Source organism: Acinetobacter sp. T63 (genome assembly GCF_053852345.1).
Map to the genome: position 1 here is coordinate 2,045,235 of NZ_CM132659.1, position 22,750 is coordinate 2,067,984.

General features: G+C 42.1%; 19 protein-coding genes and 1 other RNA gene. 6 read left to right on the plus strand and 14 right to left on the minus strand.

Annotated features, from left to right (window positions below; translation table 11 throughout):
* Positions 1-8: 8 nt before the first annotated feature.
* The 4 genes from ACVLR6_RS09835 to ACVLR6_RS09850 form a co-directional block, all read right to left on the minus strand.
* Positions 9-893 carry an alpha/beta hydrolase gene (locus ACVLR6_RS09835; protein WP_168407933.1) on the minus strand — a complete coding sequence of 295 codons (885 nt, stop codon included), beginning with the start codon at positions 891-893 and terminating at the stop codon, positions 9-11.
* The gene (locus ACVLR6_RS09840) at positions 883-1,566 is read right to left on the minus strand and encodes a BON domain-containing protein (RefSeq protein WP_016659235.1); all 684 of its coding nucleotides are present in this window, start codon (positions 1,564-1,566) and stop codon (positions 883-885) included. The genes ACVLR6_RS09835 and ACVLR6_RS09840 overlap by 11 nt, the downstream gene beginning before the upstream one ends.
* Positions 1,567-1,627: 61 nt before the next feature.
* The gene (locus ACVLR6_RS09845; protein WP_455995104.1) at positions 1,628-2,050 is read right to left on the minus strand and encodes a YraN family protein; all 423 of its coding nucleotides are present in this window, start codon (positions 2,048-2,050) and stop codon (positions 1,628-1,630) included.
* Positions 2,051-3,019: a penicillin-binding protein activator gene (locus tag ACVLR6_RS09850; protein WP_160242956.1), complete on the minus strand. Its 969-nt coding sequence runs from the start codon at positions 3,017-3,019 to the stop codon at positions 2,051-2,053.
* An 11-nt stretch (positions 3,020-3,030) separates the two neighbouring features.
* Here ACVLR6_RS09850 and rsmI point away from each other — a divergent pair, with 11 nt between their 5' ends.
* On the plus strand, positions 3,031-3,876 hold the full coding sequence (gene rsmI, locus ACVLR6_RS09855; protein ID WP_005179227.1) for a 16S rRNA (cytidine(1402)-2'-O)-methyltransferase: 846 nt from the start codon (positions 3,031-3,033) through the stop codon (positions 3,874-3,876).
* Between the two features lie 52 nt (positions 3,877-3,928).
* On the opposite strand, the gene ACVLR6_RS09860 is transcribed toward rsmI, so the two are convergent.
* From ACVLR6_RS09860 to ubiH, 3 genes are all read right to left on the minus strand, one after another.
* The gene (locus tag ACVLR6_RS09860) at positions 3,929-4,177 is read right to left on the minus strand and encodes a hypothetical protein (protein WP_005179228.1); all 249 of its coding nucleotides are present in this window, start codon (positions 4,175-4,177) and stop codon (positions 3,929-3,931) included.
* A gap of 176 nt (positions 4,178-4,353) precedes the next feature.
* Positions 4,354-5,595, minus strand: coding sequence for an FAD-dependent monooxygenase (locus tag ACVLR6_RS09865; protein WP_455995105.1), 1,242 nt, complete (start codon positions 5,593-5,595; stop codon positions 4,354-4,356).
* Positions 5,592-6,800 carry a 2-octaprenyl-6-methoxyphenyl hydroxylase gene (gene ubiH, locus ACVLR6_RS09870; RefSeq protein WP_455995106.1) on the minus strand — a complete coding sequence of 403 codons (1,209 nt, stop codon included), beginning with the start codon at positions 6,798-6,800 and terminating at the stop codon, positions 5,592-5,594. Before ubiH ends, ACVLR6_RS09865 begins: the two co-directional genes overlap by 4 nt.
* A 488-nt stretch (positions 6,801-7,288) precedes the next feature.
* Here ubiH and ACVLR6_RS09875 point away from each other — a divergent pair, with 488 nt between their 5' ends.
* Positions 7,289-7,510, plus strand: coding sequence for a hypothetical protein (locus tag ACVLR6_RS09875; protein ID WP_455995107.1), 222 nt, complete (start codon positions 7,289-7,291; stop codon positions 7,508-7,510).
* Between the two features lie 88 nt (positions 7,511-7,598).
* On the opposite strand, the gene pepP is transcribed toward ACVLR6_RS09875, so the two are convergent.
* Positions 7,599-8,927 carry a Xaa-Pro aminopeptidase gene (gene pepP / locus ACVLR6_RS09880; protein WP_160241135.1) on the minus strand — a complete coding sequence of 443 codons (1,329 nt, stop codon included), beginning with the start codon at positions 8,925-8,927 and terminating at the stop codon, positions 7,599-7,601.
* 47 nt (positions 8,928-8,974) lie between these two features.
* A complete protein-coding gene (locus tag ACVLR6_RS09885) occupies positions 8,975-9,604 on the minus strand; it encodes a UPF0149 family protein (RefSeq protein ID WP_127798882.1) in 630 nt (209 codons plus the stop codon).
* Positions 9,605-9,668: 64 nt separating this feature from the next.
* Here ACVLR6_RS09885 and ACVLR6_RS09890 point away from each other — a divergent pair, with 64 nt between their 5' ends.
* The 4 genes from ACVLR6_RS09890 (at position 9,669) to ACVLR6_RS09905 (ending at position 12,302) form a co-directional block, all read left to right on the plus strand.
* Positions 9,669-10,220 (plus strand): hypothetical protein, encoded by a 552-nt coding sequence (locus ACVLR6_RS09890; RefSeq protein ID WP_005179239.1) that lies wholly within the window; start codon positions 9,669-9,671, stop codon positions 10,218-10,220.
* 2 nt (positions 10,221-10,222) lie between these two features.
* Entirely contained in the window at positions 10,223-10,510 is a 288-nt protein-coding gene (locus tag ACVLR6_RS09895; protein ID WP_160241133.1) for a cell division protein ZapA, read from the plus strand.
* 97 nt (positions 10,511-10,607) lie between these two features.
* Positions 10,608-10,789, plus strand: a non-coding RNA gene (ssrS, locus tag ACVLR6_RS09900) — 6S RNA.
* Positions 10,790-10,901: 112 nt separating this feature from the next.
* Complete coding sequence (locus ACVLR6_RS09905) at positions 10,902-12,302, plus strand: tyrosine-type recombinase/integrase (RefSeq protein WP_455995108.1); 1,401 nt, start codon at positions 10,902-10,904, stop codon at positions 12,300-12,302.
* 310 nt (positions 12,303-12,612) lie between these two features.
* Here ACVLR6_RS09905 and ACVLR6_RS09910 read toward each other — a convergent pair whose 3' ends face one another.
* From ACVLR6_RS09910 to ACVLR6_RS09930, 5 genes are read right to left on the minus strand one after another with little or no spacing between them, the layout of a single operon-like run.
* On the minus strand, positions 12,613-13,875 hold the full coding sequence (locus ACVLR6_RS09910; RefSeq protein ID WP_253097204.1) for an McrC family protein: 1,263 nt from the start codon (positions 13,873-13,875) through the stop codon (positions 12,613-12,615).
* A gap of 1 nt (position 13,876) precedes the next feature.
* Entirely contained in the window at positions 13,877-15,751 is a 1,875-nt protein-coding gene (locus tag ACVLR6_RS09915; RefSeq protein WP_228279168.1) for an AAA family ATPase, read from the minus strand.
* A 52-nt stretch (positions 15,752-15,803) separates the two neighbouring features.
* Positions 15,804-19,058 (minus strand): type I restriction endonuclease subunit R, encoded by a 3,255-nt coding sequence (locus ACVLR6_RS09920; RefSeq protein WP_455995109.1) that lies wholly within the window; start codon positions 19,056-19,058, stop codon positions 15,804-15,806.
* The gene (locus ACVLR6_RS09925) at positions 19,055-20,425 is read right to left on the minus strand and encodes a restriction endonuclease subunit S (RefSeq protein WP_455995110.1); all 1,371 of its coding nucleotides are present in this window, start codon (positions 20,423-20,425) and stop codon (positions 19,055-19,057) included. The genes ACVLR6_RS09920 and ACVLR6_RS09925 overlap by 4 nt, the downstream gene beginning before the upstream one ends.
* Positions 20,425-22,698, minus strand: a complete 2,274-nt coding sequence (locus ACVLR6_RS09930; protein ID WP_455995111.1) for a type I restriction-modification system subunit M — start codon at positions 22,696-22,698, stop codon at positions 20,425-20,427. The genes ACVLR6_RS09925 and ACVLR6_RS09930 overlap by 1 nt, the downstream gene beginning before the upstream one ends.
* Between the last annotated feature and the right edge of the window lie 52 nt (positions 22,699-22,750).

The following is a 22,750-nucleotide window of genomic DNA, read 5'->3' on the forward strand; positions in this document are numbered from 1 at the left end:
GACACTACTCAGGAATTTAGCGTTTCTTCCAGCGCCTGCATAATCGTGTGCTTGGTCTTAAAATAACGGCTAAACAGACTCGATACCGAGCCCATAATACTGACATGCCCGGTGCGTGGAATGGTGATCAGCTGACTATGATTGCCATGCTTGTTTAGCACATGATCAAAATCAACCGCATTACTCAAATGCACAATCTGGTCATTCTCAGCCACCAGCAAATAGTGACGAATGTGATTACTTTCCACAAAGTAATACGGCATCACATCATGATAAGGAATGGTCTGATCAAATGCATCGGCACAAAGCGGATCATCTTTATAGTCAAAATGATAGGGACCAGCCAAGCCAATCGCAGCCCGAATATTGTCTCGGCAGTTCAGCGCATAAGGCTGCGGATGATACAGCACCGACATGATATTAAATGCACCGGCCGAGTGCCCCATCAGGATAATCTGATCAGTGTTAATCCTTAACTCTGCCTGCTGATCATGCATATAGTTTAGTGCCAAAGTCAGGTCATCAATATAGACCGGAAAAATATTCTGCGGCGCCAGTTGATAATTAATGACGGCAACATCAAAACCCTGCTGGGCAAAAGCTTCGCCAACAAAGCGGTAGTCTTTTTTATCGCCCCGTGACCAGGCACCACCATGAACAAAAACAATTAACGGCTGCTGGGGACGTGGCTGGGCAGTCCGGTACAAGTCCAGCTGATGGCGTTCATTCGTTCCATAAGCCAGATCGTTCTCTACGGTATAGCCCTGGCGTGGGGTCAACCGGTTCAGGGCATAACTGCCAAAATCATACAGGCGGAATTCCTGATATACACTTTTGGCCTGAACCAGACGATATTGCAGCTGCGTTTTAAACTGGAACAACTTAGAGCGCATTCGTTGGCTCGATTTGGTCCGGATCAATGGCGACCGGGGTTTGTACATCCGGCTGTACATTCATCATCGGGCTGGCAAAACCAGAAGATGTGGCCTGTGAGGCTTCAATATTGTCAATTAAGGTCACAATTTTGGTGACATTACCAACCTGCTGTAACACCTGATTTAAATCGGCGATTTCCGCATTATTCAAACGGCCCATCACATACAGCACGCCATCTTCGGTGTGAATTCGCACTTTACTGTCAGAAACCACCGGCGCTTTCATAATCAGGCCACGGGTATTGGCGGTCACGGTGGTGTCCTGCATGATGGTGCTATAACCAATCTGGTTGCCCACGGTAATATAGTTGTGTACGGTTTTGACATCGCTCATGGCGCGTACATTGTCTTCCGCCAACTGCTTCAGATGTGCATCTGGCACCTGACCGGTCAGCAATACATTGCCGTGGAAACTTTCAATATTAACGCGTGACTGTTTAAAACGGGCATCCAGCTTATATAAATTAATTTTTGCTGTACGTTCAATGGAGTTATCAATAAAGACCTGGCCAAGTGAGCGTGCGCCACTTTCCGTTCCTACAGGTGCAGAACCCGTACCACTGGAAATAAAACTTGCACAGCCGGATAAACTTGCCACACACAGCACTGTGATTGCGATACGATTTAACACTCAGCAAGACTCCTCATTACTTATTCATTTCTGTTTTCAAGCATCTTTGCTTCAATTCTCTTCAAAGATTAATGAACTCTGAATCAAAAGTAAAAGCATTTTCAATCCATTGCAGATCATACGTGAAACTGGAAAAATCTTGCTGTACTGTTTTTGCAATTTGTTCAGTAAAATCAAAACAAATCACATCAAATCGACAATAAAAATCCTGTAATTGTGCAGAATTGCTCAAATAGGTCAGCGCAGTTTTTATCAGCTTTTGCTGCTTGGAGATGGAAACCACCTCCACCGCCCGGCCATAATCGCTAAAAGATCGCGCCTTTACCTCCACAAACACCAGCTGCTGATCCTGCCGGGCAATCAGGTCGATTTCACCATAACGGCAATGGTAATTGGCCGCCAGAATCTGATAACCCTGCTGCTCTAATAACATTGCAGCCTGCTGTTCGGCCCACTGGCCTAGACGCGCGCGCTGACTGGCCATTTACAGGATCTGCACCAGCTGTTTCTGCTGCACATAACATTTCGGAATACGCTGAATCTGGTTGTCCTGAATCCGGATTAAACCGGTTCGCCCTTCAAACTCGATGCGGTTTAATTGTGGCTGTTTCAGATAATAATTGGCGATCTGCCAGGCATCTCCACCAAAGGCCACCAGCCGCTGAAAAGAAAAGTGTTCCGCCTTGGCCGCCTGAATCCCGGCCTGTACATCTGCCCATTGGGACTGATATAAAGCCGGCGCATCACAAAACTGCAGGCCTTGCGGTAACTGCTGCTGTGACTCGACGGCATTGGCCAGACTGTATAAGCGCTTTTTGGGCAACCTGTTCTGGCGATTGATCCAGCCATTCGAACCCAGCAATAACACCCCCTGCTGACGTTTCAGCCACCTAGGCGGACTGTCTACCACCTCCACCGGATAATCCAGCTGCGACACCAGAGACATCAATAACAGCTCATGTTCAGCTTCGGTGCCGGGTTCACGCAGAATATACAAATGATTGATCTGATCTTTCTGGAACAGCTGTTTTAAGGTCTGCGCATCATCTTTTTTTGACAGGCTAAACTGTAACACCCGTGGATGCTGCTGGATCACCTCGTTTAAGGCCAGTGTACGCACTTTGGGCCGCAGTGCAACTAACTGTTCGACATCGGCACGTGCCAAAGGTCCAATCACCACCCGGGTCTTGGCATTGACATGCTGACGCAGCAAGGGACCAATTTTGCGCTGCTCGGAATTAATCAATTTAACCGGCATTTTCTCACCCGATGCCTGATAAGCGTGCATAAAACCCTGCTGAATACTGAAACCGGCTCGCGCCATAGGACCCGATTCAGGTAGAATGACCAGAATCTCGGCCTGGGCAACTGAAAGTCCTGCGCCCAACAGCGCCGTGGTGATAATTACTTTTTGAAGCTGTCTTTTATTGTTATTAATAATTTGCCTAAACATGGAGAAACCTAATGAGTGCTCAGTTATTTGTTGTAGCCACCCCAATTGGGCACTTAGACGACATGACCTATCGGGCGATTGATGTTCTAAAGTCTGTAAATATTATTGCGGCAGAGGATACTCGGACCTCTGCTCAATTATTAAAGCACTATAATATATCAACTCCGTTAACGGCGTGCCATGAACACAATGAAAGTAACAAAATTGATATATTGGTTCAGCGCCTGCTGAACGGCGAAAATATGGCCCTGATTAGTGATGCCGGTACCCCACTAATTAGCGACCCCGGTTTTAAACTGGTCCGCGCCGCACAAGAACATAATATCCGGGTGATTCCGGTTCCGGGAGCCTGTGCCGCAATTGCAGCGCTCAGTGCCGTTGGTTTACCGAGTGACCGCTTTAGCTTTGAAGGCTTTTTACCGTCAAAGCAGTCACAGCGCATCTTGAGTCTGGAAAAACTTAAAGATCAAACCGCGACCCTGATTTTTTATGAAGCGCCACACCGGATTCTGGACAGCGTTAAAGATATGGCCAGTATTTTTGGCGCCGAGCGCCCGGTCGGTTTTGCCCGTGAAATTACCAAAACCTTTGAAACCATCAAGAAGATGACGCTGGGTGAGCTGGTCAGTTTTATTGAAGCCGATCATCATCAGCAAAAAGGTGAAATTGTACTGGTGGTGGGTGGTGCAACCGCGGAAAAAGATCTGGAGCAGGAAAAGCTGGATCAGCTGCTCACCCGACTGCTACAGGATTTATCGGTGAAAGCAGCGTCACAGCTGGCCGCCGATTTAACCGGGATCAAGAAAAAAGTGGCCTATCAGCGTGCGCTGGAACTGAACCAGAACAATGATGACTGATTCTGGCTGTTGATTCGCAATAAAAAAGCATCACCGGAGTGATGCTTTTTTCTTATTGGCGTGCAGCCTCATCTGGTGGGACTTCAGTAATTTTTCCCCCACGTGCCAAGAAGGCCGCAATTTCATCTTCTAACGCTTGGCGTTGCTTCTGTTTAGCGGTTACGGTTAAGGTTTCTGCTTCCGCCACATCACCATCGTTTACGGCATCTTCGCTGTCCAGTGCACCTTTTTCAGCCGCTTTTGCCTCATCGTCATCGACGGTGGTATCTTCTACATCATCATAATCGTTCATATCCGTCATTTTAATCTCCCCGCAAATGACCTCAATTGAGTCCTGGTGAACGTTGTCATGCAATTAGGAAGAAATTTATCAATCTCTGCGCCTTTCGCCTAGAGGTAAAGACAAAAAAATCGTGTCTTTTTTAACCAAATTCGTAATCATGTATTAATGAATGTTTAAAAAATAACTATTTCTAGCTAGACCGCATACCGCGTGTCTTTCAGCAGATGCAAACCATTGGCCTGCGCCATAAAAGCATCCTTTAACACCGGCAGCTGTTCAACCTGCTTCAAGCCAAAATTACGTCCCCAGACCAGCGGGAATAACTGGGTGGTTTCCAGCCAGCCTATTGCAGACATGCTGTGCATCATTGCATCATTTTGACCTTTACGACGATGCTCATAACGCTTCAAGGTCTGCTCATGCGCCCAGACCCCACGTGCCCGGTCATGCAGCAGAACATCACACAAGACTGCGGCATCCAGACAGCCAATATTGACGCCCTGCCCGGCCAGTGGATGAATCACATGCGCCGCATCGCCAATGAGTGCCAGTCCCGGCGCGACATAGTGCTGCGCAGCACGGGCTTTTAAAGGGAAACGGGCACGTGGTGTAGCTTCCAGTACTTGACCCAACATATGATGGCTTTCACGGGTCAACAGCTGGGTAAATTCCTGATCGGATAATGCAGCATATTCTTCTGCATAATCCTCTGGTAGCGTCCAGACAATAGATTGCCAATGGCCATCCTGTTCAGGCTTGAGGCTGCTCATCGGCAGGTATGCCAGCGGACCGGTTTCCAGAAAAATCTGGCGCGCCACATGCTGATGCGGCTGGGCAGTTCGGATGGCACAACTGATGCCTGCCTGCTGATAATCCAGCACATCCAGATCAATAAAGGCCTGTTCGCGGACAAAGGAATTGGCCCCATCTGCGCCAATTAACAGTGTGGTCGTCAGTTTTGTGCCATCGGCCAGGAAAATATGCCAGACGCCAATGCCCTGCTCAATCCGGGTCACTTTGACCTGGGTGCGATAATCCTGAATCTGCGTCAGCATGGTTTGCTGAATGGCCAGATTTAAAATACTCGGCTCCACCATCGAACCCAGCGCCTGGTCCACTCCGGGTGTTTTTTCTGCCGGCTGACCAAAATTGATTTCGCCATAGCCATTTTTATTCCAGACCTGCATGCCAGTATAAGGCTGCTGACGCGCCAGTTTGTCCCAAACACCGACGGTTTTTAGCAGATGGATGGTGGCCTGACTTAAAGCCAGTACGCGCGGATTGGCCATACTTAAGGTTTTTTCTGCATCCAGAATTGGGGCGGCATCCAGCACCGTGGCTTGCACCCCACCTTGGGCCAGTAATAATGCAGTTAAGCCACCGACCAAACCACCACCCACAATAACGGCATCTAATACGTGTGCTGTCTGGTTCATGCTTTTAGTCCCATGGCATAGTTGGCAACAAGTGGTTTAATTCCCGGAATGGTATCAAAGGCAATCAGACCGGTATTTCTGAGCAGTTTCAGCACCAGATTCTGGTTACTAAAGCCACGCACCACGCTGTCACAGAATTTGATCACGCGCTGCTGATCGGTCAGACGGGATTTTTCATAATCTTGCAGCATGGCGGCATCGCCCAAATCGGCCTGTTGAGCCAGCTGTTCTTTTAAATAACGCACCAACACATAAGCATCGCGCATACACAGGTTAAAGCCCTGTCCAGCCACCGGGTGAATAGTATGTGCCGCATTGCCCATCAGTACTACTCGGCCCACAGCCTGTTTTTCTGCCAGCACTTGCGAGAGCGGGAAGCTAAAACGGCGCCCGGTTTTCTGGAATTTTCCAGCCCGATCGCCATAAGTCTGCTGCAAGGCATCGAGGAAATGCTGGTCATTGTCTTCCCCCAGCCATTCATGTTCCGTGCCTTTTTTCACCGGCCAGACCACCGAACGACGATATTCGCCCGGCAAAGGCAATAACGCCAGCGGACCTAAAGGACTGAAACGCTCAAAACCGACATGATTGTGTGGTTTAGAGGTTTGTACGGTGGTTACAATGGCGACCTGATCATAATCATGTTCATCCACCCCAATGCCTAGGGCTTTACGGCAGAATGAATCGCGGCCATCGGCAGCAATCACCAGTTTGGATTGCAGTTTTAAGACTTCACTTCCACGCTGCGCTTCCAGATAAGCCAGATCTGCATCTTGGGTCAGCGAGGTGACTTTTACCCCATCAATCAGTTCAATTAAAGGCTCTGCGCGCACCTGAGTCAGCAACACCCGGCCTAACCAGGCATTTTCAATCACCTGTCCAAAACTTTCGACTTTTTCCTGTTCGGCTTGCAGACGCGCTTTCCCAAAACTGCCCTGCTCGGTAATGTGCACTTCCAGAATCGGGACAGCATGTTCCTGCAAGGCATCCCATAGGCCCAGTTCCTGATAAATCTGTACGCTACGACGCGACAGCGCACTGTTTCGTGCATCAAAACTGGAGTGATACGGGGCAAGATTGGCATCATCATAATTCGGGTATTGAATTGCTTCGAGCAGTTTGACCGCAATATTGGATTTGGCCAACATGAGCGCCAAACTCAGCCCCACCATACCGCCGCCCACGATGATGACTTCTTGTTGCATGCTTGAATCCTTATTTGTGGTATCTCAAAAGTTTAGATACATCTTAATCATGATTGATTTTATATTACATCAAGGGATTGGATTTTTATAATGATTCGTGTGGATGGCTGGAATTTCTGAGCTTCAGCGCTTGCGTGTTCTGACCATAAATCCCGTTTAAAAGATGTTATTCCATAAGATGACACTGGAATGGTATGCAATATAACACCTATACAAAGCCTGGAGCGCTAGACTTAAGCTGAGCAAGCGACAGCCCTAACGTAGATAAAATAAATTAAAGAATTCGTATCAGCTGTATGCTATTCATTGTAGAAAATTTAAAACATGAAGAAATTAGAACTTATCTTTTTAGTCGTTTTAATCTTGGTTCTGTTGTGGGGCATACAATGGATGTTTCATGGCTTTCCGGCCGCAAGTTAAGTCTTCTATTATTCAATCTAAAAGCCATACTATAATTTCTTAAAATAATTAGAATGTTAGGATAATAAATGGATCATACTGAACGTTTTATTACAGCATTTTACTACGCTGTCGCCGGGATTTTTTTGGGGCTAGGGTTAGCAATTTTTTCATCCCTCTATCTCAGCCTTACAATAAGCTCAACCCATATTGTAATTTTTACAGTCATTTGCTGTTTTGTTTTAGGCTATGTATTTCCTCATAGCGTTGGCAATATTTTTAAATGGGTTTGGCATATTTTCGTTAATTAGTCTGGATGTCTATCTCTATTTAATCCATTAACGCTAATTCAAAATCAAAAAAGCCGATCTTCTGACCGGCTTTTGAGCTGTACGGCTTTTATTTGGTCGCAGCCATCAACGCTTCAATCTCGTCTACAGTTTTCACTACTTTCGCAGTTAAGTTCAGTGGTCCATTTTTGGTCGCGACAATATCATCTTCAATCCGGATGCCAATGCCACGCCATTTTGGATCTACCGTTTCATCATCCGGGGCAATGTATAGACCCGGCTCAACCGTAACCACCATACCGGCTTCATAAGCACGCCATTCGCCATCAACCTTATAAGTTCCGACATCATGCACATCCATGCCCAGCCAGTGGCCTGTACCATGCATATAGAACTGACGATAGCTTTCTGACGCAATAATCTCGTCCAGATCACCCTGCATAATGCCTAAATCAAGCAGGCCCTGCACCAGAATACGTACCGCAACATAATGCGGTTCTTTATAGGAGTTGCCAATCTGTACGGCATTAATTGCTGCAAGCTGAGCATCTAGTACAAGGTTATACAGCGCTTTTTGCTCGGGGCTGAATTTGCCATTCACCGGAAAGGTCCGGGTAATATCTGAAGCATAGAACTGATATTCACAGGCGGCATCAATTAACACCAAATCGCCATCTTTCAGTTCTTTGTCGTTCTCTACATAGTGCAGAATGCAGGCATTTTCACCGCCGCCAACAATACTGTTATAAGATGGAACACAGCCATTTCGGCCAAATACATAGTTCAGTTCGGCTTCCAGCGCATATTCCATCATGCCGGGGCGTACCGTTTGCATGGCCCGGGTATGCGCTTCGGCAGAAATATCTGCCGCAATTTGCATCAGTTCCAGCTCTTTGGTGTCTTTGTGCAAACGCATTTCATCGACCAGACGGTCGAGCTGCACCACCTGCGCTGGTGCCGAGGTGCCACGGCGGCTTTCGCCATTGGCAGCTGCAATCCATTTGGCCACCCGCGCATCAAATTCGGCATTCTGTCCAATACGGTAAAAGAGCTGGTCTTTATCCAGCAGTTTTTCCAGAATTTCTTCATCGAGCAGGTCAATGGCATAGGCTTCATCGGCCTCATACTGTTCAATGGCACCATCAATACCAGCACGATAGCCATTCCAGATTTCCATCTCCCGGTTACGTTCGCGGCAAAACAGGCTATAGGTATAGCCTTCATCTATAGATTCATAGGTTTCAATGACCGCGACCGCTTCAGGTTCTGCAAAGCCGGTCAAGTAGAAGAAACTGCTGTCCGTTCGATATTTATAGTCAGCATCCCGGTTACGCATGGCCACCGGACTGGTGGCAATAATGGCAATACTGTGTGGTCCCATCAGTTCAGCCAGACGGTCACGACGTTCTTTAAATTCTACCTGGGTCAGTTTCTTCATTAATTTTTCTTCGCAGCCTAAATAAAGGGAGGATGGTATCGCCCGAATCAGCTCGGACGATGTGGGGTAAACATTTCAACAATACTGCCGCTTTCTGGCGCAGCCACCTGACGTGACTTGGCATGTACGTTTTGTAACAAAGAACTTTCATCAACCGCTATTTTCTTGCGGCCAACCGACAGGCTGACCGGAATCAGGCGGACAAATTCATATAATTCCTGATAGCTTTCTTCGCCTTCTTCGTCATTGTCCGAGTCTTCAAACTCGACTGCTGCCACATCTTGCAGATGTTCAATCAGCTCCAGCTCATCGCTGCGGATATGTCCGGACGCCAGGCCAAAGCCCAGTACCACGCCGGCACACCAGTCAGCCAGCGCCTGTACCCGCTCTTGTAATACGTGTTCATCATCCGGTAACAGGGGCAGATAATCCAGTTCATCTTCAGATAAAGCATGCGCTACATCTTCCGCTTCACCGGTTAAAATATCCAGCGCTTCCGGGCTGAGTTCGGGCACATTCAGGGTTGCCAGAATCTGTTGCCACTCGGCTTCAGTTGGTGCATTTGTCACACAAACTATACCGGTCAGTAAACCATGTAACTCACTTGGACTTGAAATTTCTTCAATCATAGAAAAATTGCGGTACCATTCGGACCAACCTGAAATATCGTCTTGCATTCGCTTATCCAATCTCTATACTTCGTATATATTACCTTTGTTTGCAAGACTGTGCGACCACGATATGTTAGAAGAATTACAGCGTCTACAGGCGCATATTGGTGTTTTAAAAACACGACTTGCGCATTATGAGAGTGAAACTCAATCTTTAGCTGAAGCCAAGCAACAGGCTGAAGAGCAGCATCATGCACAAATTGTGCAAAGAAATGGGGTGATTACCCAAAAACAAGAAGAAATTGAGTCTTTAAGTGAACAGCTCAGCACCAGTCAGGCCCAATTTCAGCAGTTAAATCAGGATGCGACCGCATTGGCGGACCGTTATAGCCGTCTGGAAAAAAGCTGCACCGATCTTAAAAACCGCTTTCAGGAATTGCTGGCCGAACGTAACGAGCTACGCGTCATTAAAGAAAAACTGCAGAATGAACAGCGTCAGACTTTGCAGAATGTGCAATCTTTGCAGCAAGAACGTGAGCGTTTATTGCAGAAGAATGAGCATGCCAAAGCCAAAGTTGAGGCAATTATTCAGCGTCTGGCCATTTTAGGAACTGCACAAGACCAGAATGCCCAGGAAATTCAGCAATTGGCCCATCCAACTGATGTCAGCGAGGAAGCTTAAGCATGAGTGAACAAATTCCTGTAGATTTACGCGTTTTAGGACACAGTTTCAAGCTGGCCACGACTCTTGAAAAACGGCCGGATCTGGAACGTGCAGCAGAATTGCTGAATGAAAAATATGATGAATTCCGTCGTAAAGCACCACGTATGGAACCAAGCAAGCTGATTATTATGGTGGCTTTAGAGCTGATGCAGGAAGTGCTGTCAATGAACAAGTCCCTGCAGGAATATGCCCATTGTGAACGCTTGCTGGCCACAATTCTGGAAGAAGTCGAAACACTGACCGAATAAGGCTTTGACTTGCATAAAGCCTGTGCAAATGACACTTAAATTTACAGTTCTGTAGGCCGATAGGTTTGCGTCTAAAGCTGAATCCTTTATACTGAGTCTAACTCTGAGGTGTTCGCCAGCAGGTCTATTCCCCTGCCGATACTTAAACTTATGGATTGCGTTCTGTATATTTAGAGTGCATGCCCACCCTGAGTGGGAAGCCCAGCAAGTATACGTCGCGTCCACCTTGAACTCATCGGGTTCAGGGTAACGACATGCAGCGGCATCTTCGGAGTGCTTTTAAGTGATTGTTTTATAACAACCACGAACAAAATTTCAAAAATCCCCACCAAATCAATTTTCATTTTCTAGCGCTTTGTATACTCCATGTATACCAAAGATCTAATCACTTATGCAGCTGGTGCTGTTAGGAAATGAAAAAGTGTCAAACAAAAAAGTTCTCATTACCCTATCGTTCGTTAAAAATCTGATTAAAGAATTGAACGACCCACATGTGGATGAAACACTAAAACAGTCAAAACAATATTGCTTTGATATCACGAATGGGAAACAAATCTTTTATCGAGATAACAAACTTGTTGGCTTTGCCATCAGAGCAACTCGTCATTCTCTTGTCTATACTGTGGAAAAGAAGATGCCAAATGGTTCCCCCTGTCGTGTGACTATTGGTGACCATGGTCTTTATACACCGGAAACAGCAAGGCAAAAAGCGACCGAGTATCTTCTAGAGATGTCCCAAGGCATAAACCCTAATGAAAAAAAAGAACAGCTACGTCAAAAAGCTTCTCAGGAACGTATAAACCATCAAAAAATTCCGACTGTAATAGATGCGTATAGGCACTATATCGAAGCCAAATCAGAGTTAAAGCCTAATACAGTTGCTATATATGATCGAGATATGAATCTGTACTTAAAAGATTGGCACCATTTAAAAATTACAGAGATAACTATGCAAATGGTGGTTGGTAAGCATGCTGAAATATCGCAAACCAATAAGTCTCATGCCAATATTACCCTTAAGCTATTTTCTGCAATTTATAACTACCACCGAAAAAGACTGACTAATAATAACCAACCACTTATCACAGAATTTAGTCCAGTTCAGATTCTTTATCAGAATGACCTTTTTAACAAATTAAAACCTAGAAAAAATTATATCAACAGTGAACAACAAGCAGATTGGGTATCAGCGATCGTTCAAACCCAATGGCGAGGAAATGAAAAAGCGAATGAATATGGGTATTTGAATCAAGACTTCCTTCTAACATTTGTACTCACTGGTCTTAGGCGCACTGAAGTTGAGCAACTTGCATGGGCTAATATTGACTTAAAGTACGGGACCTTAAAAATTATTAATCCCAAAAATGGAGAAGACCTACTCTTACCTTTAGGTGAAACACTACTGCATATCTTTAAACAACGAAATAAATATTCGAACGGCTCTAAGTATGTCTTCCCAGCAACGAATAATCAAAACCATATCAAAGATCGCAGGCATGTTCGTCATAAGATTACCAAAACTACAGGAATAGCATTTACCTTTCATGATTTAAGACGCACATTTACGTCTATTGCAAACCGTTGTGGTATTGGGATGTATACCGTTAAGGCTTTGATCAATCATTCTTATCAAGATGACTCAGATATTACAGCTGATTACACACAGATTGATGCGAAAGACTTAAGGGATGCTATGCAGAAAATTGAAAATCATATTCTTTCTGACGATGTGAAAAATATTATTTTCAATCGTGAATATTTAACAGACAAGTCAACTAGAATGTATAGATAGTAAACCGAACTAAAAAGTTTTGTTCTCTACACTTTAAAATATGGCGGGAGTTGAACTCGCTAGAGTTCAACCCTACCAAAACCCATTAACCATAAACCAATGAATTAACTTAAATTTTTATTGTTTTACTTTGATGAATAATGATACTGTGTAAATAAAGTGTGGCAGATCATTTACGAGTATTTGTTACTGACAATTGTGGAGCAATTGGTTGTAAGCTAGTACATTTTAGGCGCTGGCTTCTTCATCTGTAAATTATATTGCTCAAGAGCCCTTTCTGAACCTAATTGTACAAAAAATCTCTTCCGATTTATAAAGTAGGTAGTTTTACAGGTACTTTATAAAATTTTATGAACTGCTCAATTGGCTGTTCTTTTAAAGACTCAGGTAATTTTTCATCAGCGTACTGATCTGGATATATAATTAAACAATCTACAACAACATTTTGTATTTCTTCATTTTTATAGCCAAGGCATTGTAATATCTTTTTATCACGTGCGTACCCAGCTATTTGTCGTATATCATCAGAATTATAACGATCTTGCTGTTGTTCATTATTTTGATAAATCTTTTTATATTTTGTATCAATCACCATCTTTTCAGATTGAGATACCAAAAGAAAATCTGGCTCACCATAATTACCCTTGGCTTGGAATTTAATTTGACTGCCATATCGTTCTTTTAATAACCCTAATACATAAAATTCAAAAAGTTTAGGCATATCAATCCAAAAAGGTGGAACGCTTACCACCTTTTCATCGACCTTTTTAAGATTATAACCAAACCTCCTAATAATCATTTTCGCTAAATCAAGAGCATCTTTATATTCCTTATAAAAAGCATTCGGTTTAGTTTTTTTAAGTATATTCAAATCAAAATTTGAATCATCTACTTCATGAAAAGCTGGCTTAGAAAAATTTAAGAGCGGCACAAAATACTCAGAGAATTGTCTATAATTCATTAAATATTTATCTGTTAATTTCAAAGCAGACTTTAGAATTTTATTTTCAATAGAATCAACACCATAAACCTCGAAATTACATATGGTCTTATTTGGTCTATTCTTTAAGATATTTTGCTTTAAAGTCTTTGAAACAAGTACCTTACCTTTAATCCTAGAACTTAAATTTTGCTCTACTTGATAATAGGATTTTTTCAACCCTTTACGTACTATAGATTTGAGAATTTGCAAATACTTAATCATTAATAGTGGAGTAATTAAATCCTGTTTTTGATTAATCTCGATATATGGTTCATCAAATTTAATATCATACAAGCTCTTAGAAAGCTCTGCTATTTCTGAATGCTTCAAACATGAGAATAACATTTTAAAATAGTCAGTTTCTCTTGTCGCCTCATTCAATTTTGGGGCTACATAAACTGCCGTATCATTTTTTTTGAGCCAATCAACACCAATATAATAATTGGTGTGCAAGATAATCCCAGCTTGAGAAAATTCAAGCTCTATACACTTTTTTTCCTTGTTATGACAAAAATGTATTTCTTTCGCATCTGCCAAATTATCTACTGTAATATTGAGAGGTAAGTGTTCAAATGTTTGATGTAAATTCACTTTAGACCTTTAAATTGTCAATATGCACTTCAGCAGAATCTAGTAAAATTCCATCTTTCAAATATTCTTTTAAAATTGGTTTAATTTCATAATCTAATTTCATTCTTAGTTGGTTATCATCTTGTACTAAGAAATAACTATGCCCAATCATGACATCATCTTTTTTAAAGTCGGGTGATAGATGCTCTTTGAATAATAAATCTAAATATTTGAAAATATTTTTAGCTTTTTGATTTTCAATAATAGTCTCATTAGGTTGTACATCAACAAATGCAAATCGTCTTCTTATTGCATAATCAATATGACCTACCGATCGGTCAGCCGTATTCATAGTACCAATAATGTATAAATTCTTTGGCAAAATTATTTGTCTGTCTTCCTCAAGCTCATACATCGTTGTTACAGCTTCGCCTCTATACTCTAAAGCATAAATCAACTCCCCAAGTACTGATGGCAAATTGGCTCGATTTATTTCATCAATAATTAATACATATTTTCCATTTGGATTATCTTGAGCTTTCTTTGCAAAAGCCGCTAGAACTTTGTTTTCGACGTTATAAGCAATATTTCCATTTTCATCTGTTTTCGCCACAATCCCTCTGACAAAATCCTCATAAGAATACGCCGGATGGAATTGTACAATTTGATACTCTCCTTGGCTTATCACTTCATTTTTTTCAGTAATATCCTTTCCTTCTTTTAAATTAAACGTAGAAGATAGCAAATTGGAAAATTCAAATGGTGTCATGTCTAAATTAAATTTTTCTTTTTTATTTATATAAATCTCATATAGTTTTTTATTTTTATCAAATACATTTAGAGCTGAGTAATCAACTTTAAAAATTTTTAAAGCATGATTAATCATTTTTTCACTATTTATAGGAAAATACTCTGTTGGATAGTATGTATTTAAAATTTTTAACATGAAACTATCACCGAAATATTTTGCTAATTCATCAAGATTTCTCTGATTTACCAAATTATGAAGTTTTTGTGCCACTTCTTTCATAGCAACGTCATCATCAGTGACGTTTTTAATAAATCCATGTTTACTATATTCCTGCGTACTTTTTTTCCAATATATTTGGTATGTACGAGATGAGCCAGGGAAGTAATATCCTAATGGCTGAAGCCCTCTTTCTATCCACCAACAAAAGTTATTACGCCCTCCTGTCCCAGTACAATATTGATCTAATGACAATTGATTTAATTGTTCTTTAGGAAATTGCTCTAAGAATTCAGAGAGAATATTTCGATGTTGCTCTCTAACTGCTATAACCTGATTACTAGATGAATCAAATTCTCTTAGTAGTTTATCAACAATTTCTTCTGGGCTACCAATAACCGATGGTTGAATTAATTTTTCAGCAATCAATTTAGCTAAGCGAGTTTTACCAGTACCGGGAGGACCTTGTAATACAATCTGATGCTTGCTAGAAAGTAAATTAATTGCATTATCCATCTCAATTTTCCCAAATATATCTTGATACCAAAATTTAATAAATTTTGAGCTATTTGCTACTTCAATAGTTGTTGATAAATATAATGAATCGTTCCAACTGGAACTAAATACAGCCTTATACTGATTTTTATAAATGTTTCCATCCAAAGATAATATTTCGACATCTCTAATTAGATCAAACCAAATACTATCATCTGTATTTTCATAACATTGACCTATCACCTTTACTAATGCAAGAGGCCCCTCACTTCTAATAAGGATAATGTCCCCTACCTGCATTACTGTGGAAAACTTTTGCGGTTGTCCTCTATCATTATCCCACTTTTTGCCCAAACCAATAACCTTCTTAGAGATGAGAAGGTTTTTTATCTCAGTACGATTAAATGCAGATTTATCGTTAGGATGTAACTGCATATGCCAAAAATTCATTTCTATACTCTAAATATATTTTTGATTTACTTAGTTGCTATTGATTTCTACTAACCAACACATCGTAAATAATATGTGCAAATTGCTTCATTTTCGCAGGATCACTCATAAGCTGTGTCATTTGCTCCATATGAGCAGCATTACTATCTAGCACTGCATCATCTAGCGCCGTGTCAAACTCGCCTAACATCGCTTGTTCACGTGGGTTATTGTGAATTTGCGTCATCATACGTGTGTTCTCAGCCATTTTATCTGCAACCGTATATGCATAATTAATCATGTCTTGATCGGTCAAATTATCTGTCACAAAGAGATCATTCACACGGCGCAAAATTTGCGATAAGAAATCTTCTTTCTTATCCTTTGCTTTTGCTGTACCTACATCATTAGCAGGTTCTAGCTTATGTTCAGTGCTATCCGCTTGTAACTGAATATCTTGCTGACGGAGCTTAGACAAACGGTAATGCGTCATTTCCACATTACTCAGGTCAATCACATCTTCATCCGCTACTTGTTCACGAAGCATTGGACGTAAGGTACGTGCAAACAGACTCAACTTTTCAAGATCTTTATCATCGTACTCGACAATCTGAGACATGAATTCATAGAAACGGGTAAAACTCCCCAAATCCTTTTTAAAGATTTCTAAAGCATCACGTGCTTTTTTTGCTTCTGTAAATTCTTTTTCGGCATTGGCAATGAGTACAGGCTCATTGGTTCGCTTGGTAATTTCTAAACGATTCTTAGTGACATCATAATCATTCACGGCTGCCGTGTAACGATGTTGCCAGCGTTGCATCGCAGGCTTACAGATATTGGCAAGTGCTGCATTGGATTTGTTCTTGCTATAGAAAGCTTCTGTAAACTGCTCTACCTCAGTCATAAGGAAAATACCTGCTGACTTCAACTTGTTGGCCAGATCGTACACCTGATCAGGATTGGACACATCTGCCAGTTCTGCCGTTTGGTAGTAAGGCTGGAAGGCATCCAGAATATCTTGCGGTTCATTAAAGAAATCCAGAACAAAGGTACCTGTTTCTGCTTTACCCGGATAAGTACGATTCAAACGAGATAAGGTCTGTACGCACTCAACTCCACCCAACTTTTTATCTACGTACATGGCGCACAGCTTCGGCTGGTCAAAGCCGGTCTGGAACTTGTTTGCCACAATCATCACCTGAAAATCATCGCTATCGAATGCTTTACGCATTTCACGGCCTTTCAAGTTTGGATTCATATTGCTTTCAGTGAACTTTTGACCCAATAGATGACTACTATCCGAATCATTCTCATGAAATTCAACTTCACCTGAGAAGGCCACCATCGCCTGAATGTTTTGGTATTTCTGCTCAGTGATGTATTTATCAAAGGCTTGTTTATAGCGTACTGCCTCTTTACGTGAACTGGTCACTACCATGGCTTTAGCTTGATTGTTGAGTAAGCCCATGACATTCTTTTTAAAATGCTCAATGATGACCGCTACTTTTTGCGAGATGTTGTAATCATGCAAGCGCACCCATTGATTGAGCTTAATCTTGGCTTTTTTGGCATCTACGCTATCGTCTTTTTCTTCAATCTTCTGCTTAAGCTTATAGACCACTTTATAGTTGGTGTAGTTTTTCAGTACATCCAAAATAAAGCCTTCTTCAATGGCTTGGCGCATTGAATAGACATGATAAGCTTCAGGTTTGTTGGTCTTAGACGGCGGCATAGTCGGGTCAGGCACACGACCAAACAGCTGTAAGGTTTTATCCTTAGGCGTTGCAGTAAAAGCATAGAAGCTTAGGTTTGCACTACCCTTACGTGATGCCATCACCGCATCAAGTACATCTTCCGAAGAAAGCTGTTCATCTTCTTCACGCTCTTCAAGCATTAGGGTTTCTTTGAGCTGACGCGCCGTAGAACCGCTTTGTGAAGAATGTGCCTCATCGGCAATGACGGCGTATTTACGCTCTTTTAAGCTGGTACTGTTTTCAATAGCACGCAGTACAAACGGGAAAGTCTGAATGGTGACGATGATAATCGGCTGCGCCATTTCCAAGGCTTTTGCCAGTTTCTCGGATTTAGAGCCATCACCTTCTTTATTGTTAATCCGCCCCACGACGCCATCTGCATGTTCAAACTGATAGATGGTATCCTGTAGCTGTGCATCCAGAATGGTTCGGTCTGTCACCACAATGACAGAATCGAACATCTTCTTATTCTGAGCATCATACAGACTGGACAACTGATGCGCCGTCCATGCAATCGAGTTAGATTTACCCGAACCTGCGCTGTGCTGAATCAGGTATTTCTGTCCTGTGCCTTCAGCTAATGAGTCCTCAACCAGTTTGGTGACCACTTTCCACTGATGATAACGTGGGAATATCAGGCTCTCTTTTTTGTATATACGACCTTCCCAGTCTTCCTTTTCTTCAATCTGAAGATGGATAAAGTTACCAACAATATTCAGCAAGCTATCAGGTGTGAGTACTTCATTCCATAAATAGCCTGCTGCATACTGATTAGGATCATCAGGAATGTCATTGCCTGCACCCTGGGCTGAAGTACCTTTGTTAAATGGCAGGAAATAGGTACTGTCACCATTTAAATGTGTCGCCATATACACTTCATACTGACTCACGGCAAAATGCACCAATGCCCCACGTTTAAACATCAGTAAGGGTTCAGGCTTGTTGGTTTCAGGGTCCTTGGGTAAGCGAGTCTTTCTATACTGTGTCATGGCATTTTGCACAGCCTGTTTAAACTCAGACTTGAGTTCTAGAGTTGCCACTGGAAAACCATTGATAAACAGGACCAGATCAGTGCGCCATTTTTTGGCTTGTTTGCCTGTTGCCTCTAGTTCGGCTTTGCTGGCGTATGGGCTATAGACCAACTCAGGCACCACACGGCAGATGTTTTGCTGATAGCGTTGATTCAGTTCAGGGTTTAAGCCATGCTCAGGTTTAAACTGGCAAAATGAGAAACGTACCCCACGGGTACGGATACCATGCCGTAATACGCCCAATGTGCCATAACTGCGAGATTCAACATCGGTGGCATTGATGTCGGCTTTTTTAAGCTGAGCCTCCACGGTATCTAAAAAATGGCGTTCGGTATCATTGGGGAAGATGTTTTTAAATTTCTGCCACTCTTTGTCTTGGGTCTTTTGTACGAAGTCTAAAACATCCTGTTCATACAAAGCTTTTTCACGGTTATAGCCTATACCTGAGCCAAGTTGCCAACCGTGCGACTGCATTTGGCGAATAATGTCTTGTTGGAACTCGGTTTCTAAAGTTGCATCCTTTCTCATGCGCCAAGCTCCGTATTCGCTTCATTGTTGTTATAGTTGGGGTTTTGCCAATTACGAACGTCAATTTTGCCTGTAACCGCAGCAGAAATAAGGGCTGTACGGCGTTCTTGCATCAGTTGAATGGCTGATTCAGCTTTATTAATTAAGTTATTGAATTTATGTTTTTGTTTCTGAATGAAATTATAAATATCATCCTGTTCTTTTATTGGAGGAATTACAGCAATAATCTCATTCAGAATACCAATATTAATCACCCCCATAGTTCCACCTCTAGACAGTTGTTCGAACTGTTTAAAGACAGCATCACTTTTGAGATATTCTCGAAAGAAATACGGATTAAATTTATTAGATACTGTTGCTTTTATTAGTCGAGGATTAATAATCCCTTTTTCTGCATTTTCAGGAAAGACAGCAATTTTGCCGAACGTACCTACACAGCTAATCAAAATATCTTTTGGATATACTGCATAACGGTTCAGTTCTATGTAGTTTTTTTCAGAAATGTAGTAATCACCAATTTCAAAGTCATTTGGAATTACTTGTTCTTGACCATAAACTTTATACCCCTTAGGTACATACATATCCTTTGTAATACTAGAACCGAATGGTCCTGCAATAATGCTTGAACATACAAATTTAAATCTTGAAACTTCCCAATGCTCAGGCACTTGCCCTAACCATTCCACACCTGAATCTTTCATTACTACATTAGGATTTAAACCTTTGGTCACTGTATGACTAATCACCGCTTGACGCTTTTCTTTAAGCAGTTCAATCAGCTTTTCTTGCTTGGCAATTAAGCTGTCAATTTTTGCGGTTTCATGGTCGAGGAAATTAATAATATTTTGAATATCTTCAATAGATTTGAGTAAAGCAACTTTAATATCACCAACAGTATCAGTATTTAGATTTAATTGAGTTCCCATTTTACCAAGCCCTTTATAAGCTTGTTCTCCTGCAAACACATAAAACAAAAACTTATTAGGAATTTTTAAATCAGGGAAATAAACAAAACCATCGTGAATACATGCCTTAATTTTATTAATACATGGCTTTCCAACTGTACCAGCGATACTTAAAAATAATTCATTCGGCTCTAACTTTACGCTTAAAGAACTACCTAAATCAGACATCGTTTGAGTAGTATTTAAAAGGTAAGTATCTGAAGCTGAAACATCAGCAATTCTGACCCATGCATACTCCCCATTATCATCAAAATATTTAGGATCATCAATTGGTCTTGGACTAGCTCCACGTTTCACTGAACTAAGGTGCTTAATCTTGATGATTTCCCAATTTTTAGGAACTTGCTCCAACCACTCAACACCTGAATCTTTATATTCAGCATATTTCTGATACTTTGCCATTATGAATGCACCTCTTGCAGAAGTGCCATAATTTCACGGCTCACCGCATCTAAATCCGCATCAATCTCACTTAAATCACGTGGCGGTTCATACACATAAAAATGACGGTTAAACGGAATCTCATAACCCACAATGCCAATTTCACCATCCTGAGCATCACGCTTATCGGCATTGATCCACGCATCAGGCACATGCGGTTGAACTTCACGCTTAAAATAAGACTCGATTAAATCGGTGGTGCTGACATTTGGATTTAAGGCAATATTTTCTGCATCACGCAAATCACCATCCTGCACAAACTCAACCACTTTGCCTTTATAAGCAAACTGACCATAAAGCGGATTTTCTGAGCCTTTCACCACTTTATTGATGACAGGTTCAGCTTCGGCATTCTTCCAGGTGATCGCATCAATAAATTGCTTCTTCTCTTTGCTCTCAAGCTTCACATTGGCATCTTTGAGTGCTTGTTTGAGGACATCATCAAAGGCATTAAAGTCATCACATTGCGCCGTACCAATTTTGGCTTGTAAGGCTTGGGCTTTATTGAATAACTGACGTTGTTCTAACCAAAGCTTTGGCTCAAGTACAGTCTTAATGTCTTTTTCTTTTAGTTCGCTAAATTCAGCTTTAATCAGCGCACGAATCTCGGCTTCATACTCAGTCAATTGACCATAACTGTCTGCTGTCCATGTTGCGCCGTATTGCTCATACAGCTTTTGCATCACGGCATTAAATGGCTTCGGTGCAAAACGTAAGGATGCTACAGCAGCATCACTCACCTGAGCCGATAAACGCAAAGGACGCTCGATGGTCACACGGCGGTAGCCAAATTCGTAACTGTTAAAGATTTTACTTGAGAAAGGCTTTTTCTGATCACTTTCACCATCATGAGCTAAGGTATCTACCGCTTCAAATGCGCCGTAGTTTTGGGTAATGGTACGGATTTCTTCATCGGTTAAATAATTACGCTTCGAGCCTAAAGACTTACGCATTTTTGAACTGAGGCTAGTAGCATTAATCAAATGCACTTTGCCTTTACGCTCAGCATCTTTCTTATTGCTCAGTACCCACACATAGGTCGCAATACCAGTGTTATAGAACATGTCGGTTGGTAGCGCGATAATCGCTTCTAACAAATCGGCTTCTAGGATATAACGGCGGATTTCACTTTCACCACTACCTGCACTTCCGGTAAACAACGGCGAACCATTCAGGATAATGCCGATACGACTCCCCTGGCCATTGCTGTCAGTATCACGCATCTTGCTAATCAGATGCATCAGGAACAGCAAAGAACCATCCGACACACGTGGCAAGCCTGCACCAAAACGACCTTCAAAACCTTTTTGCTCATGCTCATCTTTGATGTCTTGTTCGATCTTCTTCCAATCCACACCAAATGGTGGATTTGACAGCATGTAATCAAACTTTTCTTTGGCAAGCTGGTCATTGGAGAGTGTATTACCCAGTTTGATGTTACGTACATCCTGCCCCTTGATCAGCATATCCGCTTTACAGATCGCGTATGACTCTGGGTTGAGTTCCTGACCAAAAACCCGCATTACCGCTTCAGGGTTATGCTCATAGACATATTCTGAACCCGAGGATAAAAAGCCACCCGTACCCGCCGTGGGATCATATACGGTGCGGATAATGCCTTCTTTAGTCAAAGCATCATCATCTTTGCTAAAGACCAAACCAGTCGTTAAACGTACGATGTCACGTGGGGTAAAATGTTCCCCTGCAGTTTCATTGGAGCTTTCAGCAAAACGGCGAATTAATTCTTCAAACACCAAGCCCATTTCATGGTTCGATACGGCGCTATAACTTAAATCGGTTGCAGCAAACTTTTGCACCACTTTATAAAGTAAGTTGGCATCATCCAGTAGACCAATAAATTCGTCAAATTTGAAGTGTTCAAAGATTTCTCGGGCATCTTTAGAAAAGTTCTGAATGTAGTTGTTCAGGTTGGCACGGATGTCTTTTTGCCCCAGACTACCTAAATCCAATTCAGAGGTATTAAAGAATGACAGTCCACCTGTTGCCTTGAGAAGCATTTTTTCTTTGGCTTCTTCTGGTAAAGGCATTTGTTTTATTTTTTCATTCGCAGCAAGCACTTCGGCTTTAGTTGGCGCCAACACACACTCAAGACGGCGCAGTAAGGTAAAAGGTAAAATCACACGACCATATTGGGATTGTTTAAAGTCACCACGCAGTAAATCTGCTACCGACCAAATGAATGCTGCTACCTGTGAAAAATTATTATTTGTCATTAAAAAATACCGCTTGCCCTAAGGCTATAAAACTTGAAATTTATAGTGATGA

Bases quoted from the DNA above. Each gene is read 5' to 3' on its own strand.
- ACVLR6_RS09835 (WP_168407933.1), bottom strand. From the start codon at position 893: ATGCGCTCTAAGTTGTTCCAGTTTAAAACGCAGCTGCAATATCGTCTG.
- ACVLR6_RS09845 (WP_455995104.1), bottom strand. From the start codon at position 2,050: ATGGCCAGTCAGCGCGCGCGTCTAGGCCAGTGGGCCGAACAGCAGGCT.
- ACVLR6_RS09850 (WP_160242956.1), bottom strand. From the start codon at position 3,019: ATGTTTAGGCAAATTATTAATAACAATAAAAGACAGCTTCAAAAAGTA.
- rsmI (WP_005179227.1), top strand. From the start codon at position 3,031: ATGAGTGCTCAGTTATTTGTTGTAGCCACCCCAATTGGGCACTTAGAC.
- ACVLR6_RS09860 (WP_005179228.1), bottom strand. From the start codon at position 4,177: ATGACGGATATGAACGATTATGATGATGTAGAAGATACCACCGTCGAT.
- ACVLR6_RS09865 (WP_455995105.1), bottom strand. From the start codon at position 5,595: ATGAACCAGACAGCACACGTATTAGATGCCGTTATTGTGGGTGGTGGT.
- ubiH (WP_455995106.1), bottom strand. From the start codon at position 6,800: ATGCAACAAGAAGTCATCATCGTGGGCGGCGGTATGGTGGGGCTGAGT.
- ACVLR6_RS09875 (WP_455995107.1), top strand. From the start codon at position 7,289: ATGGATCATACTGAACGTTTTATTACAGCATTTTACTACGCTGTCGCC.
- pepP (WP_160241135.1), bottom strand. From the start codon at position 8,927: ATGAAGAAACTGACCCAGGTAGAATTTAAAGAACGTCGTGACCGTCTG.
- ACVLR6_RS09885 (WP_127798882.1), bottom strand. From the start codon at position 9,604: ATGCAAGACGATATTTCAGGTTGGTCCGAATGGTACCGCAATTTTTCT.
- ACVLR6_RS09890 (WP_005179239.1), top strand. From the start codon at position 9,669: ATGTTAGAAGAATTACAGCGTCTACAGGCGCATATTGGTGTTTTAAAA.
- ACVLR6_RS09895 (WP_160241133.1), top strand. From the start codon at position 10,223: ATGAGTGAACAAATTCCTGTAGATTTACGCGTTTTAGGACACAGTTTC.
- ACVLR6_RS09905 (WP_455995108.1), top strand. From the start codon at position 10,902: ATGCAGCTGGTGCTGTTAGGAAATGAAAAAGTGTCAAACAAAAAAGTT.
- ACVLR6_RS09915 (WP_228279168.1), bottom strand. From the start codon at position 15,751: ATGCAGTTACATCCTAACGATAAATCTGCATTTAATCGTACTGAGATA.
- ACVLR6_RS09920 (WP_455995109.1), bottom strand. From the start codon at position 19,058: ATGAGAAAGGATGCAACTTTAGAAACCGAGTTCCAACAAGACATTATT.
- ACVLR6_RS09925 (WP_455995110.1), bottom strand. From the start codon at position 20,425: ATGGCAAAGTATCAGAAATATGCTGAATATAAAGATTCAGGTGTTGAG.
- ACVLR6_RS09930 (WP_455995111.1), bottom strand. From the start codon at position 22,698: ATGACAAATAATAATTTTTCACAGGTAGCAGCATTCATTTGGTCGGTA.